At 27.4% G+C, this 23456-nt stretch carries 27 protein-coding genes; 26 read left to right on the top strand and 1 reads right to left on the bottom strand.

Going from position 1 to position 23456, the window contains the following annotated elements; all coding sequences use genetic code 11:
• The first annotated feature begins 3 nt into the window (after positions 1–3).
• The 10 genes from BUA90_RS01155 (at position 4) to pyrR (ending at position 6287) form a co-directional block, all read left to right on the top strand.
• Positions 4–711 carry a YggS family pyridoxal phosphate-dependent enzyme gene (locus BUA90_RS01155; protein WP_072965549.1) on the top strand — a complete coding sequence of 236 codons (708 nt, stop codon included), beginning with the start codon at positions 4–6 and terminating at the stop codon, positions 709–711.
• 35 nt (positions 712–746) lie between these two features.
• Entirely contained in the window at positions 747–1187 is a 441-nt protein-coding gene (locus tag BUA90_RS01150; RefSeq protein ID WP_072965548.1) for a cell division protein SepF, read from the top strand.
• A 33-nt stretch (positions 1188–1220) separates the two neighbouring features.
• Positions 1221–1481 (top strand): YggT family protein, encoded by a 261-nt coding sequence (locus tag BUA90_RS01145; protein WP_072965547.1) that lies wholly within the window; start codon positions 1221–1223, stop codon positions 1479–1481.
• A 13-nt stretch (positions 1482–1494) separates the two neighbouring features.
• Entirely contained in the window at positions 1495–2283 is a 789-nt protein-coding gene (locus BUA90_RS01140) for a YlmH family RNA-binding protein (protein WP_072965546.1), read from the top strand.
• 15 nt (positions 2284–2298) lie between these two features.
• The gene (locus tag BUA90_RS01135; protein ID WP_072965545.1) at positions 2299–2757 is read left to right on the top strand and encodes a DivIVA domain-containing protein; all 459 of its coding nucleotides are present in this window, start codon (positions 2299–2301) and stop codon (positions 2755–2757) included.
• A gap of 27 nt (positions 2758–2784) precedes the next feature.
• Positions 2785–3480, top strand: a complete 696-nt coding sequence (locus BUA90_RS01130) for a 5'-methylthioadenosine/adenosylhomocysteine nucleosidase (RefSeq protein WP_072965544.1) — start codon at positions 2785–2787, stop codon at positions 3478–3480.
• A 172-nt stretch (positions 3481–3652) separates the two neighbouring features.
• Positions 3653–3931, top strand: a complete 279-nt coding sequence (locus BUA90_RS01125) for a DUF5665 domain-containing protein (protein WP_072965543.1) — start codon at positions 3653–3655, stop codon at positions 3929–3931.
• Between the two features lie 17 nt (positions 3932–3948).
• Entirely contained in the window at positions 3949–4584 is a 636-nt protein-coding gene (locus BUA90_RS01120) for a TraR/DksA C4-type zinc finger protein (protein WP_072965542.1), read from the top strand.
• A 151-nt stretch (positions 4585–4735) separates the two neighbouring features.
• Complete coding sequence (locus BUA90_RS01115) at positions 4736–5656, top strand: RluA family pseudouridine synthase (RefSeq protein ID WP_072965541.1); 921 nt, start codon at positions 4736–4738, stop codon at positions 5654–5656.
• 91 nt (positions 5657–5747) lie between these two features.
• Complete coding sequence (gene pyrR / locus BUA90_RS01110; RefSeq protein ID WP_072965540.1) at positions 5748–6287, top strand: bifunctional pyr operon transcriptional regulator/uracil phosphoribosyltransferase PyrR; 540 nt, start codon at positions 5748–5750, stop codon at positions 6285–6287.
• A gap of 21 nt (positions 6288–6308) precedes the next feature.
• Here the strand turns inward: pyrR and BUA90_RS01105 are convergent, their stop codons facing one another.
• Entirely contained in the window at positions 6309–8090 is a 1782-nt protein-coding gene (locus tag BUA90_RS01105) for an Rqc2 family fibronectin-binding protein (RefSeq protein WP_072965539.1), read from the bottom strand.
• Between the two features lie 132 nt (positions 8091–8222).
• On the opposite strand from BUA90_RS01105, the gene dapF reads away from it, so the two are divergent.
• The 16 genes from dapF to rpe all read left to right on the top strand — a co-directional run bounded on the left by dapF (position 8223) and on the right by rpe (position 23455).
• Positions 8223–9074, top strand: coding sequence for a diaminopimelate epimerase (gene dapF / locus BUA90_RS01100; protein WP_072965538.1), 852 nt, complete (start codon positions 8223–8225; stop codon positions 9072–9074).
• A gap of 63 nt (positions 9075–9137) precedes the next feature.
• On the top strand, positions 9138–10016 hold the full coding sequence (locus BUA90_RS01095; protein ID WP_072965747.1) for a YicC/YloC family endoribonuclease: 879 nt from the start codon (positions 9138–9140) through the stop codon (positions 10014–10016).
• Positions 10017–10029: 13 nt separating this feature from the next.
• A complete protein-coding gene (gene remA / locus BUA90_RS01090) occupies positions 10030–10302 on the top strand; it encodes an extracellular matrix/biofilm regulator RemA (RefSeq protein ID WP_072965537.1) in 273 nt (90 codons plus the stop codon).
• 13 nt (positions 10303–10315) lie between these two features.
• Positions 10316–10933 (top strand): guanylate kinase, encoded by a 618-nt coding sequence (gene gmk, locus BUA90_RS01085; protein WP_072965536.1) that lies wholly within the window; start codon positions 10316–10318, stop codon positions 10931–10933.
• Positions 10933–11136 (top strand): DNA-directed RNA polymerase subunit omega, encoded by a 204-nt coding sequence (rpoZ, locus tag BUA90_RS01080; protein ID WP_072965535.1) that lies wholly within the window; start codon positions 10933–10935, stop codon positions 11134–11136. Before gmk ends, rpoZ begins: the two co-directional genes overlap by 1 nt.
• Before the next feature lie 16 nt (positions 11137–11152).
• A complete protein-coding gene (coaBC, locus tag BUA90_RS01075) occupies positions 11153–12364 on the top strand; it encodes a bifunctional phosphopantothenoylcysteine decarboxylase/phosphopantothenate--cysteine ligase CoaBC (protein WP_072965534.1) in 1212 nt (403 codons plus the stop codon).
• A 76-nt stretch (positions 12365–12440) separates the two neighbouring features.
• On the top strand, positions 12441–14921 hold the full coding sequence (gene priA, locus BUA90_RS01070) for a primosomal protein N' (protein WP_072965533.1): 2481 nt from the start codon (positions 12441–12443) through the stop codon (positions 14919–14921).
• A gap of 14 nt (positions 14922–14935) precedes the next feature.
• Complete coding sequence (gene def, locus BUA90_RS01065; RefSeq protein WP_072965532.1) at positions 14936–15379, top strand: peptide deformylase; 444 nt, start codon at positions 14936–14938, stop codon at positions 15377–15379.
• A 9-nt stretch (positions 15380–15388) separates the two neighbouring features.
• Positions 15389–16321 carry a methionyl-tRNA formyltransferase gene (gene fmt, locus BUA90_RS01060; RefSeq protein ID WP_072965531.1) on the top strand — a complete coding sequence of 311 codons (933 nt, stop codon included), beginning with the start codon at positions 15389–15391 and terminating at the stop codon, positions 16319–16321.
• 1 nt (position 16322) lies between these two features.
• On the top strand, positions 16323–17090 hold the full coding sequence (locus BUA90_RS01055; protein ID WP_072965530.1) for a DUF116 domain-containing protein: 768 nt from the start codon (positions 16323–16325) through the stop codon (positions 17088–17090).
• Positions 17091–17092: 2 nt separating this feature from the next.
• Complete coding sequence (locus BUA90_RS01050; RefSeq protein WP_094756657.1) at positions 17093–17785, top strand: zinc metallopeptidase; 693 nt, start codon at positions 17093–17095, stop codon at positions 17783–17785.
• A 47-nt stretch (positions 17786–17832) separates the two neighbouring features.
• Entirely contained in the window at positions 17833–19176 is a 1344-nt protein-coding gene (rsmB, locus tag BUA90_RS01045) for a 16S rRNA (cytosine(967)-C(5))-methyltransferase RsmB (RefSeq protein WP_072965529.1), read from the top strand.
• A gap of 50 nt (positions 19177–19226) precedes the next feature.
• Positions 19227–19967: a Stp1/IreP family PP2C-type Ser/Thr phosphatase gene (locus BUA90_RS01040; RefSeq protein WP_072965528.1), complete on the top strand. Its 741-nt coding sequence runs from the start codon at positions 19227–19229 to the stop codon at positions 19965–19967.
• A 16-nt stretch (positions 19968–19983) separates the two neighbouring features.
• Positions 19984–21894, top strand: a complete 1911-nt coding sequence (pknB, locus tag BUA90_RS01035) for a Stk1 family PASTA domain-containing Ser/Thr kinase (protein ID WP_072965527.1) — start codon at positions 19984–19986, stop codon at positions 21892–21894.
• A gap of 11 nt (positions 21895–21905) precedes the next feature.
• Positions 21906–22781 (top strand): ribosome small subunit-dependent GTPase A, encoded by an 876-nt coding sequence (rsgA, locus tag BUA90_RS01030; protein ID WP_072965526.1) that lies wholly within the window; start codon positions 21906–21908, stop codon positions 22779–22781.
• A 5-nt stretch (positions 22782–22786) separates the two neighbouring features.
• Positions 22787–23455 (top strand): ribulose-phosphate 3-epimerase, encoded by a 669-nt coding sequence (gene rpe / locus BUA90_RS01025; protein WP_072965525.1) that lies wholly within the window; start codon positions 22787–22789, stop codon positions 23453–23455.
• Position 23456: the final 1 nt, after the last annotated feature.

The following is a 23456-nucleotide window of genomic DNA, read 5'->3' as shown; positions in this document are numbered from 1 at the left end:
AAAATGTTAAACATAAAAGAAAATATTTATAACATAAAAGAAAATATTAAAGAAGTATGTTATAAAATCAATAGAAATCCGGAAGATATTAAAATTATTGCTGTAACTAAGACGGTAGATGTAGATAGAATTAAATTTGCTATAGACTGTGGTGTTTCTTCTATTGGAGAAAATAAAGTGCAAGAGATATTAGAAAAGTATGATAAAATAGATAAAAGTATAGAATGGCATATGATAGGACATCTGCAAACTAACAAAGTAAAGTACATAATTGATAAAGTTGATATGATACATTCTCTTGACAGTATTAAACTAGCAAAAGAAATAGAAAAGAGAGCTGCTAAAATCAGTAGAGAAATAGATGTATTAATACAAATAAATGTTGCAAATGAAGAGTCAAAGTTTGGCATACATCCTGATGATGTTTACGAATTTATTGATGAAATGGTAAGGTTTAAATATATAAAAGTAAAAGGTTTAATGACTATAGCACCATATGCAGAAAATCCTGAAGAAGTTAGAAAATATTTTAAAGAAATGAAATCTATATTTGAACAGGTAAACATGAAGTATTGTGAAAATTATGAAAATATCGAAATGAAGTATTTATCAATGGGAATGACAAATGATTATCTAGTTGCTATAGAAGAAGGAGCAAATATAGTTAGAATTGGAACAGGAATCTTTGGAAAGAGAAACTATAATAAGTAATTAAACTATTTTAATTAATGGGGGGCTAATTAATTATGTCAAATAAATTAATCGATAAAGTTAAATTTTTTATGGGGTTGGATGATTATGACGATGAAGAAACATTAGAACCAGAATATGAAGAAAATTTATCTACAGCTGTGCATACAAATACTGTTAAGAAAAATAAAATTGTCAATATACATACTACTACTCAAATGAAAGTAGTTATATACGAACCAAATGATTTTGAAGAAGCACCACTAATTGTAGACAATCTTAAAAATAGGAAACCTGTTATTATAAATTTGGAAAATTTAGAACATGATTTAGCTAAAAAGATTTTTGACTTTTTAAATGGAGCTGTTTATGCACTAGATGGACAAATTCAAAAAGTATCAAAAGGGATATTTATATTAGCACCTAATAATATAGACATATCAGGTAATTTTAAAGAAGAATTAAAAAATAAAGGCATTTTTCCTTGGCAGAAATAGTAAATAATGATTGAGATAAAAGAAGGTGACATAATGTGGATTTTAAAGGTATCAATTTATAAATTTATTAGTTTTTTAAATTTTTTAATTATTGCAAGAGCGTTGGCTTCATGGTTTGTAAGGGATTTTTCAAATCCCATATTTAGAATTTTATATAATTTAACTGAGCCTATATTATCTCCTTTTAGAAATTTACTTTATAGATTGGGAATTGAAGGAGCGATAGATTTTTCACCTTTGTTAGCAATTGTTGCTTTAGATTTTTTTGCAAGGTTTGTTATAACAATTTTATAGAAAGAGTGGTAGTTTGAATAAAAAAGATATACTTTCAAAGTATTTGCTTAATAATGAACAAAAAATGCAAGTATTAAAAATTTTGGATAAGGCAGCTTTAGCAGAAAAAAAGCAGATAATACGGTATTCTGATTTTATAGACCCATATCTTTATATTATACTTAAGGATATTCTGACAAATTTGTATAATATTTCATTTAAAGGCTTTGGCGGATACGAAAAAGCTGAAAGAAAGATATTTATTTTTTATCCTAATTATTTATGTAGTGATTATATAGACTTTCCTATAAAATTAATTAATTTACAAAACTTGCCTAAAAATAAAGTTTTCACTCACAGGGAAGTATTAGGAGCGATTTTATCTTTAGGATTAAAAAGGGATAAAATAGGTGATATTATTATAAATAAGGATATTATTCAAATATTAGTATTAGAAGAAGTTGCAGATTTTATTGAGCTGTATTTTAAGAAAATTGGAAGGTTCAGTATAAATGTGTCTATAGGTAATATAGATAGTATAGTTCCTAAAATAGAAGAATTTAAAGAAATCAGTGCTAATGTAAAATCTTTAAGGTTAGATTCAGTATGTTCAGCATCTTTTTTTGAATCGAGAAATAAAGTAGCAGAGGATATAAAAAAGGGGAAAATAAAAGTCAATTATAGACCAATAAATATGCCTTCATATATTTTAGAAGAAGGGGATATGGTATCTTATAGAGGAAAAGGAAGAATTATTTTTGAAAAAATACAAGGAAAAACTAAAAAAGATAGGTATAAAATTAATATAAAAAAATTTGTTTGATTTAGGGGGAAGGACATGATAACGCCTTTAGATATTGAAAACAAGGAATTTTCAAAGTCTTTCAGAGGATATAATGAAAATGAAGTAGATGAATTTTTGGAAAAAATTATTGAAAGTTATGAAAAATTGATTAATGAAAATGCTAATTTGAAAGAAAAAAACAAATTATTAGAGGAACAGGTTGAAAAATACAATAGTATAGAGAGAACTTTAAAAGATACTTTAGTAGTTGCTCAAAGTGCAGCTGAGGAAGTTGCCGTAAATGCAAATAAAAAAGCTGAATTAATAATAAAAGAAGCAGAAGAAAAAGCAAAAAAGATAATTGAAAATGCTAATGATGAAGTTTTGAAAATTAACAGAAAATATGAAGAATTAAAGAAAGATTTTCAAATTTTCAAAACGAGGTTTAAAACTTTACTTGAATCTCAATTAAAGTTATTAGATACTTCAGAAGAAGATATGAATTTAGATTAATATTATGTTTTTAGGAGGGAATTTAAAATGAGAATTGGAATAATTGGAGCAATGGATGAAGAAATAGATATTTTAAAAGAGCAGATGAAAATTGATGAAGTAGTGAAAATTGCAGGAATAGATTTTTATGTGGGGTCTTTAGAAAAAAAAGAAATTGTACTTGTTAGATGTGGAATTGGCAAAGTAAATGCTGCAGTTTGTACTCAGATATTAATAAGTAATTTTAAGGTAAGTCATGTAATCAATACAGGGGTAGCTGGAGCTATTCATGATGATTTAAATGTTGGAGATATTGTAATATCCTCAGATGTGATACAGCATGATTTTGATGCTACAAATTTTGGATATAATTTAGGTCAAATTCCTAGATTAGATACATATATATTTAAAGCTGATAAGAATTTAGTTGATATTTCATATAAAGCAAGCAAATCTGAAACTGCTAAACATAAGACAATGATTGGCAGAATTTTGTCAGGAGATGTTTTTGTTGCTAGTCCTGAAAAAAAGGAATTTCTTTGGGAAACATTTAATGGATATTGTACTGAAATGGAAGGAGCTGCTATTGGACATACATGTTATTTGAATAATATTCCATTTGTTATTATTAGAGCGATGTCCGATAAAGCAGATGGAACAGCTCATATTAATTTTAATGAGTTTCTTCATGAAGCAGCTGAAAATTCTAGTAATATTGTAAAAAATATATTGAAAAATATTTAAGAAAAATTATTGTAAAAGAATAAAGAAATATTTATTTTAAGAAAACTATAGCTAATATGAATGCTATAGTTTTTTATTTTATGTATATTTTATAATTTGTTTAAAAAGGGGCAAAATAATATTATCTAATAAACAGTAGATAACTAATAGTAAAACAGGATGTGCTTATATCATGATAGAAAATAGGATTAAATCTTTGGAAGATAAATTAGAATCTTTTTCTATACATTTAGAAAGAAGTAAAATATTAGAATATGTAGAAATGATGAATAATCCTAGAAGATTAATATTTGTAAATTTTATTGGAGGTTTAGCACGTGGATTTGGAATGGCAATAGGCTTTACTATTTTGGCAGCATTAGTTATTTACATTATACAGCAGTTAGTAAATTTACCTTTAATAGGTCGGTACATTGCAGAATTATTGAATATTATAGATAGTTACAGATAATATAAGGAGGTATTTAGTTGAATAAAAGAAAACTAGAATATTTCAAGCAAAAATTATTAAGAGAAAAGCAGGAAGCTATAAATACTATAAATGAAGATATTCACAGTTCTTTTCAAGATTATTATAAAGAATTGTCGTTATATGATAACCATCCTGCAGATATAGGAAGTGAAACTTTTGAAATGGAAATGCAGATGAATTTAGAAGATAAAGAACAAAAGCATTTGCTTAAAGTTGAGAAAGCTTTGGAAAAAATAGAAAATGGCACATATGGAATTTGTGAAAAGTGTGGAAAAGAAATTGAATTTGACAGACTTGATATTATACCTGATACAGAATTTTGCATGAAGTGTAGTAAGGATAGTATTTCATTAAACGAAAAATTAAAAACAAGACCAGTAGAAGAAGAGTATTTAAAAACTCCATATAAAATATTTAATGGCAGCTTTAGATTAAGTGGTTTAGATGGGGAAGATACATGGCAGGAAGTGGCTAGATATAATAAAACAGATTATAAAAAAATGGCTTTAGATTGGTATGATAACAATATGTATGATGGAAGTATTTCCGGGAAAGTTGAAGATGTAGAAGATATAAGCTTAGAATATTATAAAAAACAAATAAATGATGATATTAATAAGGAAGATAAATAGAAGTAAGGATTTGCTTTACTTCTATTTTTATATATAATATATATACTCAAAAAACTAGAGAAATTTTTTGTTTGAATATATCTTTACTGTCGAGTTGTTTACTAACATATGATATAATCATACATAAACAGTATAAAAAGGGGTAGATAATTTGGAAGTAATTAGACTATTAGTTGAGGATATAGTAGAACCTACTAGAGTAGATTTATATTTATCAAGAGAGTTAAATGACATTTCAAGGTCTTATATACAAAAGTTAATAAAATCTGGAAAAGTAAAAGTCAATGGTGAAGTAATTGAGTCAAAAAAATATAAAGTAAATGAAAATGATGAAATACATATAACTATACCAGAACCTGAAAAACTTAAATTAGAACCTGAAAACATACCAATAGATATTGTTTATGAAGATGATGATGTATTAGTCGTAAATAAGCCTCAAGGAATGGTTGTTCATCCAGCACCGGGACATTATTCTAAAACTTTAGTCAATGCATTATTATATCATTGTAACAATTTATCTTCAATCAATGGTATAATAAGACCGGGTATAGTACATAGAATAGACAAAGATACTTCGGGATTGCTTATGATTGCTAAAAACGATAGAGCTCATAATTTTTTAGCAAAGCAGCTAAAAGAGCACAGCATCACGAGAATTTATATGGCAGTAGTTCATGGAAAAATAAAAGAAGATTCTGGAACAATAGATGCTCCTATTGGAAGACACCCTGTAAATAGATTAAAATGGACAGTGACTGAAAATAACAGCAAAAGGGCTGTAACACATTTTGAAGTAGTAAAGAGATATAAAAACTATACTCTTGTAAAGTTAAAACTTGAAACTGGTAGAACTCATCAAATTAGAGTGCATATGTCGTATATTGGTTATCCTCTTGTGGGAGACCCTTTATATGGAATAAAAAAAGAAAAATTTAATCTTAAAGGACAAGTTTTACATGCTAAAAAACTGGGTTTTATACATCCTTCGACTTTGGAATATATTGAGTTTGATAGTCAGCTGCCTACTTATTTTAAAGAAATTTTAAGGAAAATAGAATTAATTTCTTGATTTATGTTGTATATTGATTATACTAAAATTGCAATTATAAATTATAATTATTCATGCCTTTTATAAATATGTGAAAGGGGTAATTTGTATTATGAAAGTAAAAGCAAAAATTTTGGATGAAAAGGCAATAAATAGGTCGTTAACTAGATTGGCACATGAAATTATAGAAAAGAATAAGGGTGTTGAAAATGTAGTCTTAATAGGTATACATACGAGAGGAGTTCCTTTGGCAAAAAAGATAGCAGAAAAAATAAAACAAATAGAAAATGAAGATGTTTTAGTAGGTTCTTTGGATATTACTCTATATAGAGATGATTTGACTAAAGTAGATTATAATCCGGTAGTTAACAGTACAGATATTTCATTTGATATTGAAAATAAATGCGTTGTTTTAGTAGATGATGTTATTTTTACAGGGCGTACTATAAGAGCTGCTATGGATGCAATTATGGATATAGGTAGACCTAAAAACATTCAACTTGCAGTTTTAGTTGATAGAGGACATAGAGAACTTCCTATAAGACCAGATTATGTTGGAAAAAATGTACCAACTTCAAAAAAAGAAGTTATAGGAGTACACGTTAGTGAAGTTGATGGAAAAAATGAAGTGATTATATATGAAAAAAATTAAAAAAATTACAAACACAAAGAATTATTTTCTTTGTGTTTGTAATTTTTTTATATCTTCTTCGTCAGGCGTAACATAAATTGTTTTGTAGTTATCGTATATAACCATACCGGGTTTTGCTCCAGAAGGTTTTTTAACAAATTTAATTAATGTATAATCAACTGGAACATTACTTGAGTATCTTGCCTTACTGTGATATGCGGCAATTTTTGCAGCTTCTATAATGGTGCTTTTAGGAACATCAAGTCCGTTAGTTTTGATAACTACATGAGAACCTGGTATTTCTTTTGTATGAAACCATATGTCATTTTTAGAAGAAGCTTTTAAAGTCAAATAATCATTTTGTCTGTTATTTTTTCCAGCTTCTATAATAAAACCATCACTAGATAAATACTTATTTGGTAGAGAAATATTTTGTTTTGCCTTTTTGGAAGATTTATTTTTTCTTTTAAAAATATTTTGCTGTATTAATTCATCTTTTATATCTTCAATAATTTGAACATCATCTGCATTTTCAATACTAGTTAGCACGTTTTCTAAGTATTCTATTTCTTTTTTTGTTTCTTCTATTTGAGTAGATATTTTTTTTAAAGCATTTTTAAATTTATTATACTTTTTAAAATAATACTGACTGTTTTCATTTGGCTCTAATCTCACATCTAGAGGAATTGTTATTTTTGATAAATTTTCATCATAATAATTTTCAACTTCTATTTCATTCATTCCTTTAGATATTTTGTATAAATTTGCTAAAATTAATTCTCCGTATAATTTATATTTGTCTGCATCTTTAGCAATTAGCAGTTCTTCTTTTTGTTTTTGAAGTTTATTGTAAAGACTATCTAATTTTGTGCTTATTAGTTTTTTCAAATTTGATGATTTTTGTCTTATTTTTTCATATTTAGCTTTTTCATAGTAATAATGCTTAATAGTGTCATTTATAGAATTGAAAAATAATTTTTTAAATATTTTTTCGTTATATATTTTTAGGTCAAGAGATGAAAAATCTATATATTTTTTGTTATTTATTTCTGAAACTATATTTGGAAATATATTATATGAATCTAAATCTTTTTTTATAGCTGTAAATTGTAACCATATTTGTTTTAGATGATTTTGATTTATGTTTTCAATGTGCTCATCAAAATTTATATTTAATCGCAAACAAATTTCTTTTGCTACAATTGGACTTACACCCTGAAAAGATTTGTATAATACTTTATAAACTGGTTCAGTTTTTTTAAATTCACTGATTTTGTTTAAAAAGTTTTCAAAATTGCAGTCAAAGATATTAATTTTTCCTTGAGAAGGAGGATTAATATATTTAAGTCCGGGTAAAACTTGACGTTGACGGCTTATGTTTAAAGGTATTCTTTTTATGCTGTCAATAATTTTTTTTGAATTTCCATCAACTAATATTATATTGCTGTGTTTTCCCATGATTTCTACTATAAGTTCTTTAAAACAGCGGTTTCCGAGTTCATCATAACTTTCTATTGTAAATATAATTATTCTTTCAAATTCAACTTGATTTATGTCTACTATTTTTCCATTTTGTATGTGTTTTCTGAGCAGCATACAAAACATTGGAGGAGTCAAAGGATTTTCTTTTTGCTCATTTGTTAAACATATATGAGGATAATTGCTATTAACAGAAATTAGTAGTATATTATTTTTAGTAGAATTTTTTAATTTAATTATCAGCTCATCGGAATCACTTTGATATATTTTATTTATACGCGTGTTTATTAATGTATTTTTTAATTCTTTTATAAGTGAATTTATGACAAAGCCATCAAAAGGCATAGTATCCCTCCATTTATTTATAATTAAAATTCATTGTAAAGTATATCATTAATTTGTATAAAATAAAAGAAAATGATACTTAAAGTTTGATTTTAAATGACTGTTGATGGCTAAAACAAAGGAGGTTTTATTTTGAATTTTACTAAAATGCACGGGGCAGGTAATGACTTCATAATACTAGAGAAGCAGAATATAGGTGATTTGGGTTATTCAAATCTTGCAAAGGCAATTTGTAATAGACATTTTGGAGTAGGTTCAGATGGATTGATGATTGTTGATAAGTCAGATGTGGCTGATGTAAAGATGATTTTTTACAATGCTGATGGTTCTATAGCCGAAATGTGTGGTAATGGTATAAGATGTTTTTCAAAGTATGTATATGATAATGATATAGTAAAAAGTGAAACATTTACAGTTGAAACTTTAGCTGGCATAAAAAAAATAAAAGTATCTATAAAAAATGATGAAATTGACAAAATTTTAGTTGAAATGGGAAAGCCTAGTTTAAATTCTCAAGATGTACCTGTTAAGACTGATAAGGAAAAATTTATAAATGAAAAAATAATAATAAGCAGTCAAGAGTTTAATGTTTCATCTATATTAATGGGAGTACCTCATACAGTTATTTTTGTTAGTGATTTAGATGATGATTTGATAAATAAAATTGGACCAATTATTGAAAAACATGATATTTATCCCAAAAAGACAAATGTTAATTTTGTTAAGATACTCAGTAGAGCTAAAATAATAGTTAATACATGGGAAAGAGGAGTTGGCAGAACTTTAGCTTGCGGTACAGGTGTTTGTGCTTCAGTTTATATTGCAAAATTATTAAATTTTGTAGATAATATTGTTGAGGTAGAAGTGCCCGGTGGAACGCTTAATATATACATTGATAAAAATGATAATGTATTTATGGAAGGTCGAGCTGAATTTATCTGTAGTGGAAAGTATTATTATAAAGATTACTTAAAAAATTTTTAAATAAGTGGTATAATATAAATTCATTAGGAGAAGGTAATGCTATATACAGTAGGAGGAAAAAATATGATTAGCAGTATGACAGGATACGGTAGAGGTGAGTCTGGTAATGAACAAAAAAGTTTTGTTGTAGAAATAAAATCTGTCAATCATAGATATAATGATATAATTGTAAAGGCATCGAAAAAATTATCTTGCTTTGAAGAAAAGATAAGAAGTTTAATTAAATCCAGATTAAAAAGAGGCAGAATAGAGGTATATATATCTTTTGAGCAATCTAAAGATGAAGATGTTGTTATAAATCCAAATGTTGGGGTTGTAAAACAGTATTATAATGCTTTAAGAATTATAAAAGATGAATTAAATTTAAAAGATGAAGTTAATCTTTCGTTGCTTACATCTTTTCCTGAAGTTTTTGAGATAAAAAATAAAGAAGAAGATAGTGAATCTATTTGGATGATATTAGAGCCAGCAGTTAAAGAAGCACTTGATATGCTGATTGATATGAGAAAAAAAGAAGGCATTAAATTAGCAGAAGATATTAAATGTAGAAGTGAAAAAATTTATGAAGTGGTAAAAAAAATTGAGGAGAAATCCTCTTTTATTGTAAAAGAGTATAAAGAAAAGCTTTATAATAGGATAAAAGAGCTTTTGAATGAAGTAGAAGTAGATGAAAGTAGATTAGCTTTAGAACTTGCAATATATGCAGATAAAAGCAATATAAATGAAGAAATAGTTAGACTATATAGTCATATACAGCAGTTAAATTCTATTCTTAATGAAGATGGAGCAGTTGGTAGAAAATTAGATTTTTTAATACAAGAAATGAACAGAGAAATCAATACCATAGGTTCAAAATCTTCTAATATAGAGATTTCTAATTATGTTATAGATGTAAAAAGTGAACTTGAAAAGATAAGAGAACAAGTTCAAAATATTGAATAACAGGGGGAGAATAATGGATTTAAAATTTGTAAATATAGGCTTTGGCAATGTAATTTCATCTAATAGAATTATAGCAATAGTCAAACCAGAATCAGCACCAATAAAAAGAATAATCAATGAAGCAAGGGAACAGGGAAAACTTATTGATGCAACTTATGGTAGAAAGACTCGTGCTGTAATCATTTGTGATAGTAATCATATAGTTTTATCTTCTGTTCAGCCAGAAACTATGGCACAAAGATTTAATAGTAAAGAACTAATAGAAAACAACCAAAATACTGACTAAAGGAGAATTGCAGATGAAGAAAAAAGGTAATTTGTTTGTAATATGCGGTCCGTCTGGTGTAGGTAAAGGAACTGTATGTAAAGAATTATTAAAGAGAAGACCGGATATTAAATTATCTATTTCTGCTACTACTCGTAAAAAGAGAAATGGAGAGTTAGAAGGAGTTAATTATTATTTTATTAGTAAAGAAAATTTTCAAGATATGATAAATAAAGATGAGTTTTGGGAATATGCAGAGGTATATGGAAATTTATATGGAACTCCAAAAAAATATGTTTTAGAACATATAAATAATGGAGAAGATGTATTATTAGAAATAGATATTCAAGGTGCTCTTCAAATAAAAGAGAAATATCCTGAAGGAGTATTTATTTTTATTTTACCACCTAGTATGAAAGAATTGAGAAATAGAATTGTTAATAGGGGAACAGATTCAAAAGAAAGTATAGAGAAAAGATTAAAAGCTGCATTTAGAGAAATTGATTTTATTGACAAATATGATTATTATATAATAAATGATAAGCTGGAAAATTCAATTTCTAAATTAATTTCCATTATTGAAGCAGAAAAATGTCGTGTAAAAGATGATATATATAAATTAATACAAAAATATAAGGAGGAGGCAAAGTAATGTTATATCCATCAATCAATGAGTTATTAAAAAAAGTTGACAGTAGATATACTCTTGTAATAGCAACAGCAAAGAGAGCTAGACAGTTAATTGACGGGTATGAGAAGTTAACTGATTTAGAATCAAATAAGCCTGTTTCTATTGCAACTCAAGAACTATATGAAGGTAAAATTACATATGAAAAAATTGATTTAGATGAATAATTTAGGGGTGTAATAAATGTTAAAGAATAAAAATGTTGTAGTGGGTGTAACAGGCGGTATTGCAGTATATAAAGCGGTAGATGTTGTAAGCAGATTAAAAAAACTTTCTGCAAATGTTAATGTAATAATGACTAAGTCAGCTGCTAAATTTGTTGCACCATTAACTTTTCAATCTATATCTCAAAATTATGTAGTAACCGATATGTTTGCAGAACCAAAAACATGGGATATAGAGCATATTTCTTTGGCACAAAAAGCAGATTTATTTCTCATAGTTCCAGCTACGGCAAATATTATTGGGAAAATAGCAAATGGAATAGCTGATGATATGTTGTCAACTACTGTTATGGCTACTAAAGCGCCAGTACTGATAGCACCAGCTATGAATACAAATATGTATAATAATCCTATTGTTCAGAGGAATATAGATATTTTAAAAAGATTAGGATATAAATTTATAGAGCCTGTATCAGGCAGATTAGCTTGTGGAGATTACGGAAAAGGAAAATTGGCTGAGCCTCAAGATATTGTCAATGAAATCATAAATTTGTTTAAGAGTGATTATTCAAAGGATTTAGAGGGTAGAAAAATAATTGTTACTGCAGGACCTACTCAAGAACCTATTGACCCAGTAAGATATATAACTAATCATTCAACTGGAAAAATGGGATATGCTATTGCAAAAGCTGCAAAAAATAGAGGAGCTGAAGTTTTATTAATATCTGGCCCAACAAATTTATCTGCTCCTGATGGAGTGAAAATTATTAATGTAGTAACTGCGAATGAAATGTATGAAGCTGTTTTAAATAATTTAAAAGATGCTGATATAGTGATAAAATCAGCAGCAGTAGCTGATTATAGACCTAAAAATAAGTCTGATGTTAAAATTAAAAAGAGTGATGATGATTTAAATATAGAGCTGACTAGAAATCCTGATATTCTTTATGAAATAGGAAAAATAAAAGGCAATAGAATTTTAGTAGGATTTGCAGCTGAAACTAATGATGTATTAAACAATGCACTGAAAAAAATAAAAAAGAAAAATCTTGATTTAATAGTAGCTAATGATATAACTCAAAAGGGAGCAGGTTTTAAATCTGAAACAAATATTGTTACGATAATAGATAAAAATGGAAACTATAAATCTTTAAAAAAGATGACAAAAGAAGAAGTTGCAGATGTTATTTTAGATAAAGTAGTAGATATGATTTTAAAGAAAGAGGGGTAGGTATTCCTACTCCTTTGTGTTTAGATATGAAATGTTATTGAATTAAATGTTTATATAAACTTGGAGGATTATGATAATGTATTTAGCTTGTTATGCTGGAATAGTTGTAAATACTGGAAACAGACAGACAGATAATATATATACTTATAGAATTCCTCAAGATTTACAGAGTAAAATTAAAGTGGGGTGTAAGGTAGTAGTACCATTTGGTATAGGTAATAAATTATTAGAAGGATATGTATTTGAAATTAAAAATGAAACTGATTTTCAAAGCACTATAAAGGATATTAAATATATAATAGAAGATGATATAATATTATCGGAAAAGCAGATAAAATTATGTCATTGGCTGAAAAATGAATATTTATGTACTTATTTTGAGGCTATTAGTTTATTAGTACCTTCAGGAACTACTTTAAAGAGAAAAATTGTATATAGTATCAATTATGAAGTTTTAAATAAGTTTGAAAATTTAGCTGATTTGACAAAGCAACAAAAAATCATATTGAATACAGTAAAAAGAGAAGAGTTTGTAGAAGAAAAAAAACTTAAAGAAATATTGAATTTTAATTTTAAAAGAAATTTAAATATTTTATGTAAAATGAATTTAATAAATTCAAAAGAATACTTTTATACTGATGTAAATCATAAATATAAAAAAATGGCAGTTTTAAATTTTGATATAAACAAAGCAGATGATGTATTTGCAAATCTTTCATTAAGAGCATACAAACAGAGAAAAATTTTAGAAATTCTCATTAAAAAAGAAAAAATGGAAGTTAGCAAACTAATTTCTGATGCAGGTACATCTAGTTCAGTTATTAAACAGTTAGAAAAAAAAGGATTAATAAGCATTACTGAAGAAAAAGAGTTTAGAAGTCCGTTAGCAAAAAAAGAAAAACACTTGGAAAAAGCAAAAGTATTAAATAGAGAACAGAAAATAGTTTATGATAATATTCTCAAAGCTATATCAGAAAAAAGACATGAAACTTTTCTTGTTCATGGAGTTACGGGCAGTGGTAAAACGGAAGTTTATATACAGCTTGTTGATAAAGTTTTAAAAGATAATAAACAAGCAATTATTCTAGTTCCTGAAATTTCACTTACTACACAAATTGTGAATAAATTTTTTAGTAGATTTAGATCAAATATAGCAGTACTGCATAGCAAGTTATCATTAGGAGAAAGGTTGGATCAGTGGAAGAAAATAAAAAATAATGAAATTTCAATTGTCATTGGAGCACGGTCTGCTGTTTTTGCTCCATGTGAAAATTTAGGTCTAATTATAATAGATGAGGAACATGAATCTTCATATAAATCTGATATGAGTCCTAAATATCAAACTGTAGAAGTTGCAAAGTATATTTGTACTCAAGAAAATATACCTTTAGTTTTAGGAACTGCAACGCCGTCTGTTGAAAGTTATTATAAAGCTTTAAAAGGGCAGTATAGACTTTTAAAGCTTAAAAATCGATTTAATAAAAATCCTCTTCCAACAGTTGAGATAGTTGATATGAGAGTAGAATTAGAAGAAGGGAATAGAAGTATATTCAGCAAAAGTTTATATAATTCTATGAAGGAATGTTTGGCAAATAAAAAGCAGGTGATTTTATTTTTAAATAGACGTGGTTTTTCAACTTTTATATCTTGTAGAAGTTGCGGTTTTGTATTAAAATGTATAAATTGTGATATTTCTCTTACTTATCATTATAAAAGTAATTTAGCTAAATGCCACTACTGTGGTTATTCTAGAGCAGTACCTGATACATGTCCTTCATGTGGAAGTAAATATATAAAATATTTTGGAGCAGGTACAGAAAAAGTAGAAAACTATGTAAAAAAATTGTTTTCTAATTATAAAGTGCAAAGACTTGATGTTGATACGACATCGAGAAAAGGTGAACTTGAAAGGATAATTACTTCATTTGAAAATAGAGAAATAGATATACTAATAGGTACTCAAATGGTAACAAAAGGACTTGATTTTCCATATGTTACTTTAGTAGGTGTCTTATCAGCTGATACTATTTTAAATTTACCTGACTATAGAGCTAATGAAAGGACTTTTCAGCTTTTAACTCAAGTAGCAGGTAGAGCTGGAAGACACGATTTTCAAGGTAAAGTGATAATTCAGACATATACTCCTGAAAATTTTTCTGTTATTGCAGCACAGAACCATGATTATGATACTTTTTTTAAAAGAGAAATAAATATTAGAAGAGAATTTCTGTATCCGCCATTTTGTAGTTTAATAAATATTGTTATCTATGGAAAAAATGAAAATGATGTTATAAAATCATCTAGGAATTTATTTGAAGAATTAGAATTTAAAATAAAAGAAAATAATTTGAGAGATATAATTATTTTTGGACCAAATCCGGCAATATATAATAAAATAAAAGGAAATTATAGATGGCAGATACTTATAAAATGCCAAAGTATTGACCAAGAAAGTATTAAAGGTATAATTAATAATGTATGTATTAGAAATAAAAATAAATTTTTGTATGGAGATGTAAATTTAAGTGTTGATATTAATCCATATAGTATGTTTTGATGAGGAGGATATTTATGGCTATTAGAAATATAAGAAAAAATGATGACCCTATTTTAAGGAAAGTTTCAAAAACTGTTGACAAAATAGATGATAAAATTAAGGAATTAATTGATGATATGGCAGAAACTATGTATAATGCGGATGGAGTTGGATTAGCTGCACCGCAGGTTGGTATTTTAAAAAGAGTTATTGTAATTGATATAGGTGGAGGTTTGATTGAGTTAATTAATCCAGAAATATTAAGTGAAAAAGGCAAACAAATTGATATAGAAGGATGTTTAAGTGTGCCTAATGTTACAGGTAAAGTTGAAAGACCTGAAAGAGTAAAGGTAAAAGGTTTAGACAGAAATGGAGAAGAAGTGATTATAGAAGCAAAAGGGTTTTTAGCTAGAGCATTTTGTCATGAAATAGACCATTTAAATGGTATTTTATTTGTAGATAAATTGATTGAGGAGTAGGTGTTGCAAATGAAGATATTATTTATGGGAACTCCAGATTTTGCATTGCCGTGTTTAGAGGCTATATATAAATCAGGAAATGAAATAGTATCTGTAATAACTCAGCCAGATAGACCAAAAGGTAGAGGTAAAAAGGTGATGCCTCCTCCTGTAAAAATAAAGGCAGAAAAATTAGGATTAAATGTAATGCAGCCTTTAAATATAAAGGACAGAGCATTTATTGATAATCTAAAAAAAATGGATATAGATTGTATTGTTGTAGTTGCATATGGGCAGATACTGCCAAAAGAAATTTTAGATATGCCTGCAAAAGGATGTATTAATGTTCATGCCTCATTACTTCCAAAATATAGAGGTGCGGCTCCTATAAATTGGGTTATTATCAATGGAGAGAAAAAGACTGGAATAACTACAATGTATATGAATGAAGGATTGGATACTGGAGATATGATTTTAAAAGAAGAAGTTGAAATAGATGAAAATATGACAGCAGGAGAACTTCATGATAAACTGGCATCTTTAGGGGCAAAGGTTCTGATAAAGACGTTAAATTTAATAGAAAAAGACAAAGCTCCGAGAATTCCTCAAAATGATAGTGAAAGTTCTTATGCAAGTATGCTTGATAAAAAAATTGGATTAATTGATTGGGAAAAAACAGCTTATCAAATTCATAATCTTATAAGAGGTTTAAATCCATGGCCTGTAGCTTATACTAGGTATAAAGGGATAAAATTCAAAGTATGGAAGAGTCGAGTTATAAATCAAAATAGTAATGAAGTTTGCGGTAAAATATTAAAAGTAGATAAAGAAGGTATTTATGTATCAACGAAAGAAGATTTATTGCTGATAGAAGAAATACAATTTCCTAATAGCAGAAAAATGACAGTTGATGAATATATTAGAGGTAATAAAATAGAAACAAATGTTATATTAGGAGAATAATATGGAAAGTTTAAGTAAAAAAAAAGATAGAAGTTTATTTATTCATGTTATATTATTGTTATTTATTATGTTTATTACCGTAGCTTCAGTTTTAGTTTTTGTAATACAAAATGGAAGTATAGATTTATATAAAATAGCTTTAAAGATAGTAGTTTTACTAACATTTGTAGTAAGTGTGTTTTTTATTGTTAATATTTTATTGATATATAGAATAATTAATGAAAAGAAGGTAAATCGTATATTTTTAAATTTTATAGAAAAATCTTTAAGGATGATTTTTCCAATTATGCTTATTGTTTCAAATGTAATAAAAATTGATAAAAACTCTTTAAGAAGAGTTTTTACTGAAATAAACAATAAAATTGTAAAATCAACTAGAATTAATATTGCTCCAAATGATATATTGATCGTAGTTCCTCACTGTCTTCAGAAAAAATCTTGTAAATATAAAGTTGCAGGTTCTATAAAAAATTGTATTAAGTGCGGTGCATGTAATATTGCTGATTTAATAAATTTATGCGACAAATATGGTGTAAATCTTGAAGTGGTAACCGGAGGAACTTTAGCAAGAAAGATAATTGCAGATTATAAACCAAAAGGTATAATTGCAGTTGCATGTGAAAGAGATTTATCTTATGGAATTTTAGACGTTAAATCTATACCTGTTATAGGAGTAACTAATATTAGACCGTATGGACCATGTGTTAATACATGTGTTGATGTAGATGAAGTGGAAAAAGCAATAATATTTTTTACTGGGAGGGTTTAAAGTTGTATCATGGAATATATTCTTTTCAAGGATTTATTTTCTTATTACCAGCTATACTATTTGCTTTTTATGCACAAGCTAGAGTTAAAATGACTTTTAATAAATATATTAGAGTAGGAAATACTAGAGGACTTACTGGAAGTCAAGTAGCAAGATATATTTTAGATAGAAATGGATTATTTGATATAGAGGTAGAGCATATAGGGGGATATTTAACAGATCATTATGACCCTAGAAATAGAGTTTTGCGTCTTTCAAGTAATGTATATAGTGGAACATCAATAGCTGCTATTAGTGTAGCTGCCCATGAAGCTGGGCATGCGCTCCAGCATGCAAAAGGGTATACACCGCTAGTTATTAGAAATCAGATAGTACCTGTAGTAAGTTTTGCTTCTCAATTAGTTTGGCCTTTAGTATTTGTAGGATTGATTTTAGGAAATGGTTGGTTAATTGATGTGGGAATATTATTTTATGTTGGAGCAGTTTTATTTCAAATAATAACTCTTCCAGTTGAATACAATGCAAGTTCTAGAGCGTTAAATCAGTTAGTTGATAGCGGTCTTATAGTAGATTCTGAAATTAAATATTCAAAAGATGTTTTAAATGCTGCAGCACTTACTTATGTAGCCGCAGCGGCAGTTTCAATTGCACAATTGTTTAGACTTCTATTGATAAGAAATAGTAGTAGAGATTAGACAATGCAGAGCACCCTTTTAGGGTGCTTATCATTAGGAGGAATGAAATGGAAAAAGTAAATGCTAGAAAGATTGCACTAAAAATTTTGAGTGATATAGAAGAAAATGGAGCTTATTCAAATATTGCTATTAATAAAACATTAAAAACTAAAGATATTTCAACATTAGATAGACGTTTTATAAGTCAATTAGTTTATGGTGTTTTAGAAAATAAGTTGTATTTAGATTTCATCATTAAAAATTTTTCTAAAACTAAAATAAAAAAAATACATGTTGATATATTAAATATATTGAGGCTAGGACTATATCAAATTATATATTTAGATAAAGTGCCAAATTCGGCAGCAGTAAATGAGTCTGTGAAATTAGCAAAAAAAGTTAATTTTAGATTAGCAGGTTATGTAAATGGAATTTTAAGAAATTATTTGAGAAATAGCAACTCTTTAAAATTACCGAATTTTAAAGAAAAGCCTATTGAATTTTTATCATTAAAATATTCTCATCCAATGTGGATTATAGAAAATTGGATTGACAATTTTGGAATAGAATTTACTGAAAAACTTTTAAAAGCTAATAACGATGTACCAAATCTTACAATTAGAACAAACAAATTGAAAATTACAAGAGATGAATTGTTAAATGTATTGGCTGAGGAGAATGTAAAGTGCATTAAAGGTCAATATGTAGATGAATCTATAATAATAAAAAATTTTAATACGAGCATAGAAAATTTAAACTCATTTAAGGAAGGATTGTTTCAGGTACAGGATGAAGCCTCTATGTTAGCTGGCCTTATTTTAAATCCAAAAGAAAATGATTTTGTCATTGATGTATGCAGTGCACCGGGAGGAAAATCAACTCATATTGCAGAATTAATGCAAAATAGGGGTAAGGTTCTTTCAAGAGATATTCATGAGCACAAATTAATTTTAATAAATCAAAATGCAAAACGTTTGGGAATTTCAATAATAGAAACAGAAATTTATGATGCTCTAAAATTAGATAAAAGTTTAATAGGTAAAGCTGATAAAGTTTTAGTTGACGCACCATGTTCAGGTTTTGGTATAATAAGAAGAAAACCAGAAATAAAATATTTAAAAAACTTAGAAGATATAAAAAAATTATCTGAAATTCAGTATAAAATACTTTTAAATGCTTCTCAGTATGTGAAAAAAGAAGGTTTTTTAGTTTATTGTACTTGTACAATTCAGCCTGATGAAAATATTGAAGTTATAAATAGATTTCTTAAAGATAACGATTCTTTTGTGATGGACAATGTTAATAAATATTTGCCAAATAGCTTGCAGACAGATAAAAACTATTTACAGCTTTTTCCTCATTTGCATGGAATAGATGGGTTTTTTATTTGCAAATTAAAGCGTATTAAATAAATTTGTTTTATATATTTACAACTTTTATAGTTGAATTTTGAGGTGATTTTATGGAATGGGCAGTTAAAACACATATAGGTAAAATTAGAGAAAATAATGAAGATTCCTTTTATATTGATGAAGATAATCATTCTGTATTTATTGTAGCTGATGGGATGGGAGGACATAACGCAGGAGAAATAGCTAGTAAAATGGCTATAGAAATAGTAAGCGAATACATTAAAGAAAATTGGTCTAATGTAAATTTAAAAGATAAATTTGAAGTTCATTCACTTTTAAGAGAAGCAATTGAAAGAGCCAATAAAAAAATATATGAAAAATCTCTTGTTAACAAAGAATTAGATGGGATGGGAACTACTTTAACTATTGCTATTATTGATAAGACATTCTTATATATTGGACATATAGGAGATAGTAGAGCATATGTACTTAGAAATGATGATTTGTTTCAAATAACTCAAGATCATACTTTAGTTAGTGAATTATTGAAAAATGGGACTATAACGGAGATTGAAGCAAAAAATCATCCCAAGAGAAACATTATAACGAAGGCACTAGGAACAGGTTATAATGTAGAACCGGAATTAATTAATTATCAAATTAAAGATAATGATATAATCATATTGTGCACAGATGGGCTTACAAATGTCATTGAAAATGACGAAATAAAAAAGAGTTTTAGTAAATTTTCAAGTTTACAAGAAACTTGTGACTATTTAATAAATTTGGCAAATGAAAGAGGCGGATATGATAATATAACGATAATAGCTATTAAACATAGGTGTAGTTAACGAGGGAGTTGAAATCATGATTGGGAGAATACTAGATAACAGATATGAAATTTTGGAAAAAATCGGTGGAGGAGGCATGGCTTTAGTTTATAAAGCAAAATGCCGTCTTTTAAACAGGTATGTTGCAGTGAAGATATTAAGACCAGAATTTACTTCAGATGAAGATTTTATAAGTAAATTTGCTAAAGAGTCACAAGCTGCAGCGAGTTTATCTCATCCGAATATAGTAAGTATTTATGACGTTGGCATAGATAATGATATATATTATATAGTAATGGAGTACGTTAAAGGTAAAAACCTAAAAAAATATATAAAAGAAAAAGGACCGCTTAGTAATGAAGAAGTTATAAACATTTCTAAACAAATAGCTTTAGCATTAAATCATGCACATGCAAATCATATTATCCATAGAGATATAAAACCTCATAATATATTGATAACAGAAGACGGAAGAGTAAAGGTAACTGATTTTGGTATTGCTAGAGCTGTTACTTCTTCGACTGTTACAAATACTGGAAATGTTATAGGTTCTGTTCATTATTTTTCACCTGAACAAGCTAGAGGCGGCTTTGTAGATGAAAAATCTGATATTTACTCCCTCGGAGTAACAATGTATGAAGCTGCGACAGGAAAAGTTCCTTTTTCAGGTGATACGCCAATTTCAGTAGCTTTAAAACATTTAAAAGAAGATGTTATTCCCCCTTCATTAATAAATAGAAATATAAGTAAGAGTTTAGAAAGTATTATACTAAAGTGTATGCAAAAAGAAAAAAGTAAGAGATATGATAGTGCTTTAGATTTATATAATGATTTAAATAGGGCACTTACAGACCCATCACTAGAAGTTTTAATGGATTTTGAAGAAGACGAATCTCCTACTAGAATATTACCACCTATAAATGATGTAAAATTAGAGAAAAGAGAAGTTAAAGCAAAGAGAAATTCAAATAAAAAGCAGTTATTTTTGGGAGTAATTTCAGCACTTGTTGTTTCTATAATTTTTGTTACAGCTATTTTTTATAATTCTTTTAAAGAAAACTTTTTTACTAAAGAATTGGAAATTCCTGATTTGACGAACGTATCATATGAAATAGCTAAAAATAAACTTATAGAAATGGGATTGAAAATAGATTTGGAAAGAGAGCAGTACAGTAAAAAAGTTGAAAAGGGATATATTATTACACAACTTCCAAAAGCAGGAGAAATAGTAAAAGAGGGCTATACTGTCAGAGTTACAGTAAGTAAAGGTCCTAAAATGGTAGAAATGCCAAATCTCATTCATAAAGATTTAGATGAGGCAAAGATAATTTTAGAGAATAATAATTTATCTATAAAAGAGATAATACACAAATATGATAATGATTTACCGGTAGGGATGGTTATAGATCAAATACCAAAGCCTAATACTAAAATAGAAGAAGGTTCACAAGTAAATATAATAGTAAGTGAAGGGCGAAAAATTCAAACTATTATTATGCCAAATCTTGTTGGTAAAAATGTAGAAGACGCAAAATCCACTGCTAAAAGATTGCAGTTGATTATAAATAATATCGATTATGAGTATAATTCAGATGTTAAGAAGGATACGGTTATTTCACAGAGTATAAAACCGGGTTCTGAAGTACCTGAAAATACAGTTTTAAGCATTGTTGTAAGCAAAGGGCCAGAAGTTATACAGCAACCTCCTGAAGAACAAGAACTGCCTCCTATCAAGAAAACGCTTATTATTCCTTTGAATTTTGATAAAGATGTGGAAACAGTAAAAGTAATAAAAACTGAAAATGGAATCAGTTCTACAATATATGAAGGTACTCATAAAAAGGAAGAAGAAATTCTTAAAATAACTGTAACTGGAAATGGTAAAGTTAAATTTGATGTTTATTTTGGAGATAAATTAGTTTATTCAAAAGAAGAGTTGTTTGAATAAGGAGGAATCAGATGAAGGAAGGAATAATTGTCAAGGGTATAGGAGGTTTTTATTATATAAAGTGTGGAGATAATGTATATGAATGTAGAGCAAGAGGAATATTTAGAAAAAAAAATATAAAGCCTCTTGTAGGTGATTATGTAAAATTTACTTTGAATAATGAAAATTCTGGGGTAATTGAAGAAATTTTAGATAGGAAGAGCGAACTTTTAAGACCACCTGTTGCAAATGTAGAACATGCAATAATAGTATTTGCAGCAAAAAATCCAGAACCAAATATGATTTTGTTAGATAAAATGCTAGTGCTTGGTGAAGTTGCAGGATTGAAATTAACAATATGTATAAATAAGATAGATTTAGATGAAAATGGTGAAATTATAAAAAAAATACAAAGCATATATAAAAATACAGGTTATAATATTATTTTTAGCAGTACTAAAAATGATTTAGGGATTGATGATATAAAAAATGTGTTAAAAAATAAGATAACTGTTTTTGCTGGACCTTCAGGAGTTGGAAAATCTAGTATTTTAAATGCTGTTCAAAGCAATTTAAAATTGAAAACTGGTGATATTAGTAGAAAAATAAAACGTGGAAAACATACGACTAGGCATACTGAATTGTTAGAATTGGATTTTGGTGGATGGGTAGTTGATACGCCGGGATTTACTTCTTTAAATATAGATTTTATAGAAAGTGAAAAAATTGCAGAGTGTTTTCCGGAGTTCCGAAAATATTTAGATGAATGTAAATTTACAGATTGTATGCATATAAATGAACCAGATTGTAAAGTTAAAGAAGCATTAGATAATGGTTTTATAAGTAAGCAGCGTTATGAAAATTATGTATCATTTGTCAAGCAAATTTTAGAAAATAATAGGAGGTAGTAGATATGGTAAAAATTGCTCCATCAATTCTATCAGCAAATTTTGCTAATTTATTAGATGATATTAAAGCAGTAGAAAAAGCGGGTGTAGATTTATTGCACATAGACGTAATGGATGGGCATTTTGTTCCCAATATAACTATAGGACCTTTAGTATTAGAAAGTATAAAGGGAAAAACTAATTTGCCTTTTGATGTTCATTTGATGATAAATAATCCAGATATGTATATTTCAAGGTTTGCTGAAGCTGGTGCAGATATAATAACTGTTCATGTAGAAACTTGTCCTCATCTTCACAGAACGATACAAAATATAAAAAGTCATGGAATAAAAGCAGCTGTATCATTAAATCCAGCTACTCCATTATGTTTAATTGAAGAAGTACTTCATGAATTAGATATGGTTCTCATAATGTCTGTTAATCCCGGATTTGGCGGACAAAAATTTATTGAAAATTCACTTAAAAAAATTGAAAATTTAAAAGAAATGATAGATAATCAAAAGTTAGATATTGATATTGAAGTTGATGGGGGAATAAAAATTGACAATGTAGATAAAGTTGTAAAAGCTGGAGCAAATGTAATTGTTGCAGGTTCAGCTATATTTAATAGTGATAATATATTTGAAGCAGTCAAAATGTTTAGAAAAAAGATAGATAAGGCATTGGTGAAGTAAG

This window comes from Caminicella sporogenes DSM 14501, from assembly GCF_900142285.1.
Classification (GTDB): domain Bacteria; phylum Bacillota; class Clostridia; order Peptostreptococcales; family Caminicellaceae; genus Caminicella; species Caminicella sporogenes.
The sequence above is the reverse complement of the archived record's forward strand: the minus strand, read 5'-3'. Positions and strand labels throughout refer to the sequence as shown.

Excerpts from the sequence above, each read along its gene's own strand:
- BUA90_RS01155 (WP_072965549.1), top strand. The coding sequence starts at position 4 with ATGTTAAACATAAAAGAAAATATTTATAACATAAAAGAAAATATTAAA.
- BUA90_RS01150 (WP_072965548.1), top strand. The coding sequence starts at position 747 with ATGTCAAATAAATTAATCGATAAAGTTAAATTTTTTATGGGGTTGGAT.
- BUA90_RS01145 (WP_072965547.1), top strand. The coding sequence starts at position 1,221 with ATGTGGATTTTAAAGGTATCAATTTATAAATTTATTAGTTTTTTAAAT.
- BUA90_RS01135 (WP_072965545.1), top strand. The coding sequence starts at position 2,299 with ATGATAACGCCTTTAGATATTGAAAACAAGGAATTTTCAAAGTCTTTC.
- BUA90_RS01130 (WP_072965544.1), top strand. The coding sequence starts at position 2,785 with ATGAGAATTGGAATAATTGGAGCAATGGATGAAGAAATAGATATTTTA.
- BUA90_RS01125 (WP_072965543.1), top strand. The coding sequence starts at position 3,653 with ATGATAGAAAATAGGATTAAATCTTTGGAAGATAAATTAGAATCTTTT.
- pyrR (WP_072965540.1), top strand. The coding sequence starts at position 5,748 with ATGAAAGTAAAAGCAAAAATTTTGGATGAAAAGGCAATAAATAGGTCG.
- BUA90_RS01105 (WP_072965539.1), bottom strand. The coding sequence starts at position 8,090 with ATGCCTTTTGATGGCTTTGTCATAAATTCACTTATAAAAGAATTAAAA.
- BUA90_RS01095 (WP_072965747.1), top strand. The coding sequence starts at position 9,138 with ATGATTAGCAGTATGACAGGATACGGTAGAGGTGAGTCTGGTAATGAA.
- remA (WP_072965537.1), top strand. The coding sequence starts at position 10,030 with ATGGATTTAAAATTTGTAAATATAGGCTTTGGCAATGTAATTTCATCT.
- gmk (WP_072965536.1), top strand. The coding sequence starts at position 10,316 with ATGAAGAAAAAAGGTAATTTGTTTGTAATATGCGGTCCGTCTGGTGTA.
- rpoZ (WP_072965535.1), top strand. The coding sequence starts at position 10,933 with ATGTTATATCCATCAATCAATGAGTTATTAAAAAAAGTTGACAGTAGA.
- coaBC (WP_072965534.1), top strand. The coding sequence starts at position 11,153 with ATGTTAAAGAATAAAAATGTTGTAGTGGGTGTAACAGGCGGTATTGCA.
- priA (WP_072965533.1), top strand. The coding sequence starts at position 12,441 with ATGTATTTAGCTTGTTATGCTGGAATAGTTGTAAATACTGGAAACAGA.
- def (WP_072965532.1), top strand. The coding sequence starts at position 14,936 with ATGGCTATTAGAAATATAAGAAAAAATGATGACCCTATTTTAAGGAAA.
- fmt (WP_072965531.1), top strand. The coding sequence starts at position 15,389 with ATGAAGATATTATTTATGGGAACTCCAGATTTTGCATTGCCGTGTTTA.
- BUA90_RS01055 (WP_072965530.1), top strand. The coding sequence starts at position 16,323 with ATGGAAAGTTTAAGTAAAAAAAAAGATAGAAGTTTATTTATTCATGTT.
- rsmB (WP_072965529.1), top strand. The coding sequence starts at position 17,833 with ATGGAAAAAGTAAATGCTAGAAAGATTGCACTAAAAATTTTGAGTGAT.
- BUA90_RS01040 (WP_072965528.1), top strand. The coding sequence starts at position 19,227 with ATGGAATGGGCAGTTAAAACACATATAGGTAAAATTAGAGAAAATAAT.
- pknB (WP_072965527.1), top strand. The coding sequence starts at position 19,984 with ATGATTGGGAGAATACTAGATAACAGATATGAAATTTTGGAAAAAATC.
- rsgA (WP_072965526.1), top strand. The coding sequence starts at position 21,906 with ATGAAGGAAGGAATAATTGTCAAGGGTATAGGAGGTTTTTATTATATA.
- rpe (WP_072965525.1), top strand. The coding sequence starts at position 22,787 with ATGGTAAAAATTGCTCCATCAATTCTATCAGCAAATTTTGCTAATTTA.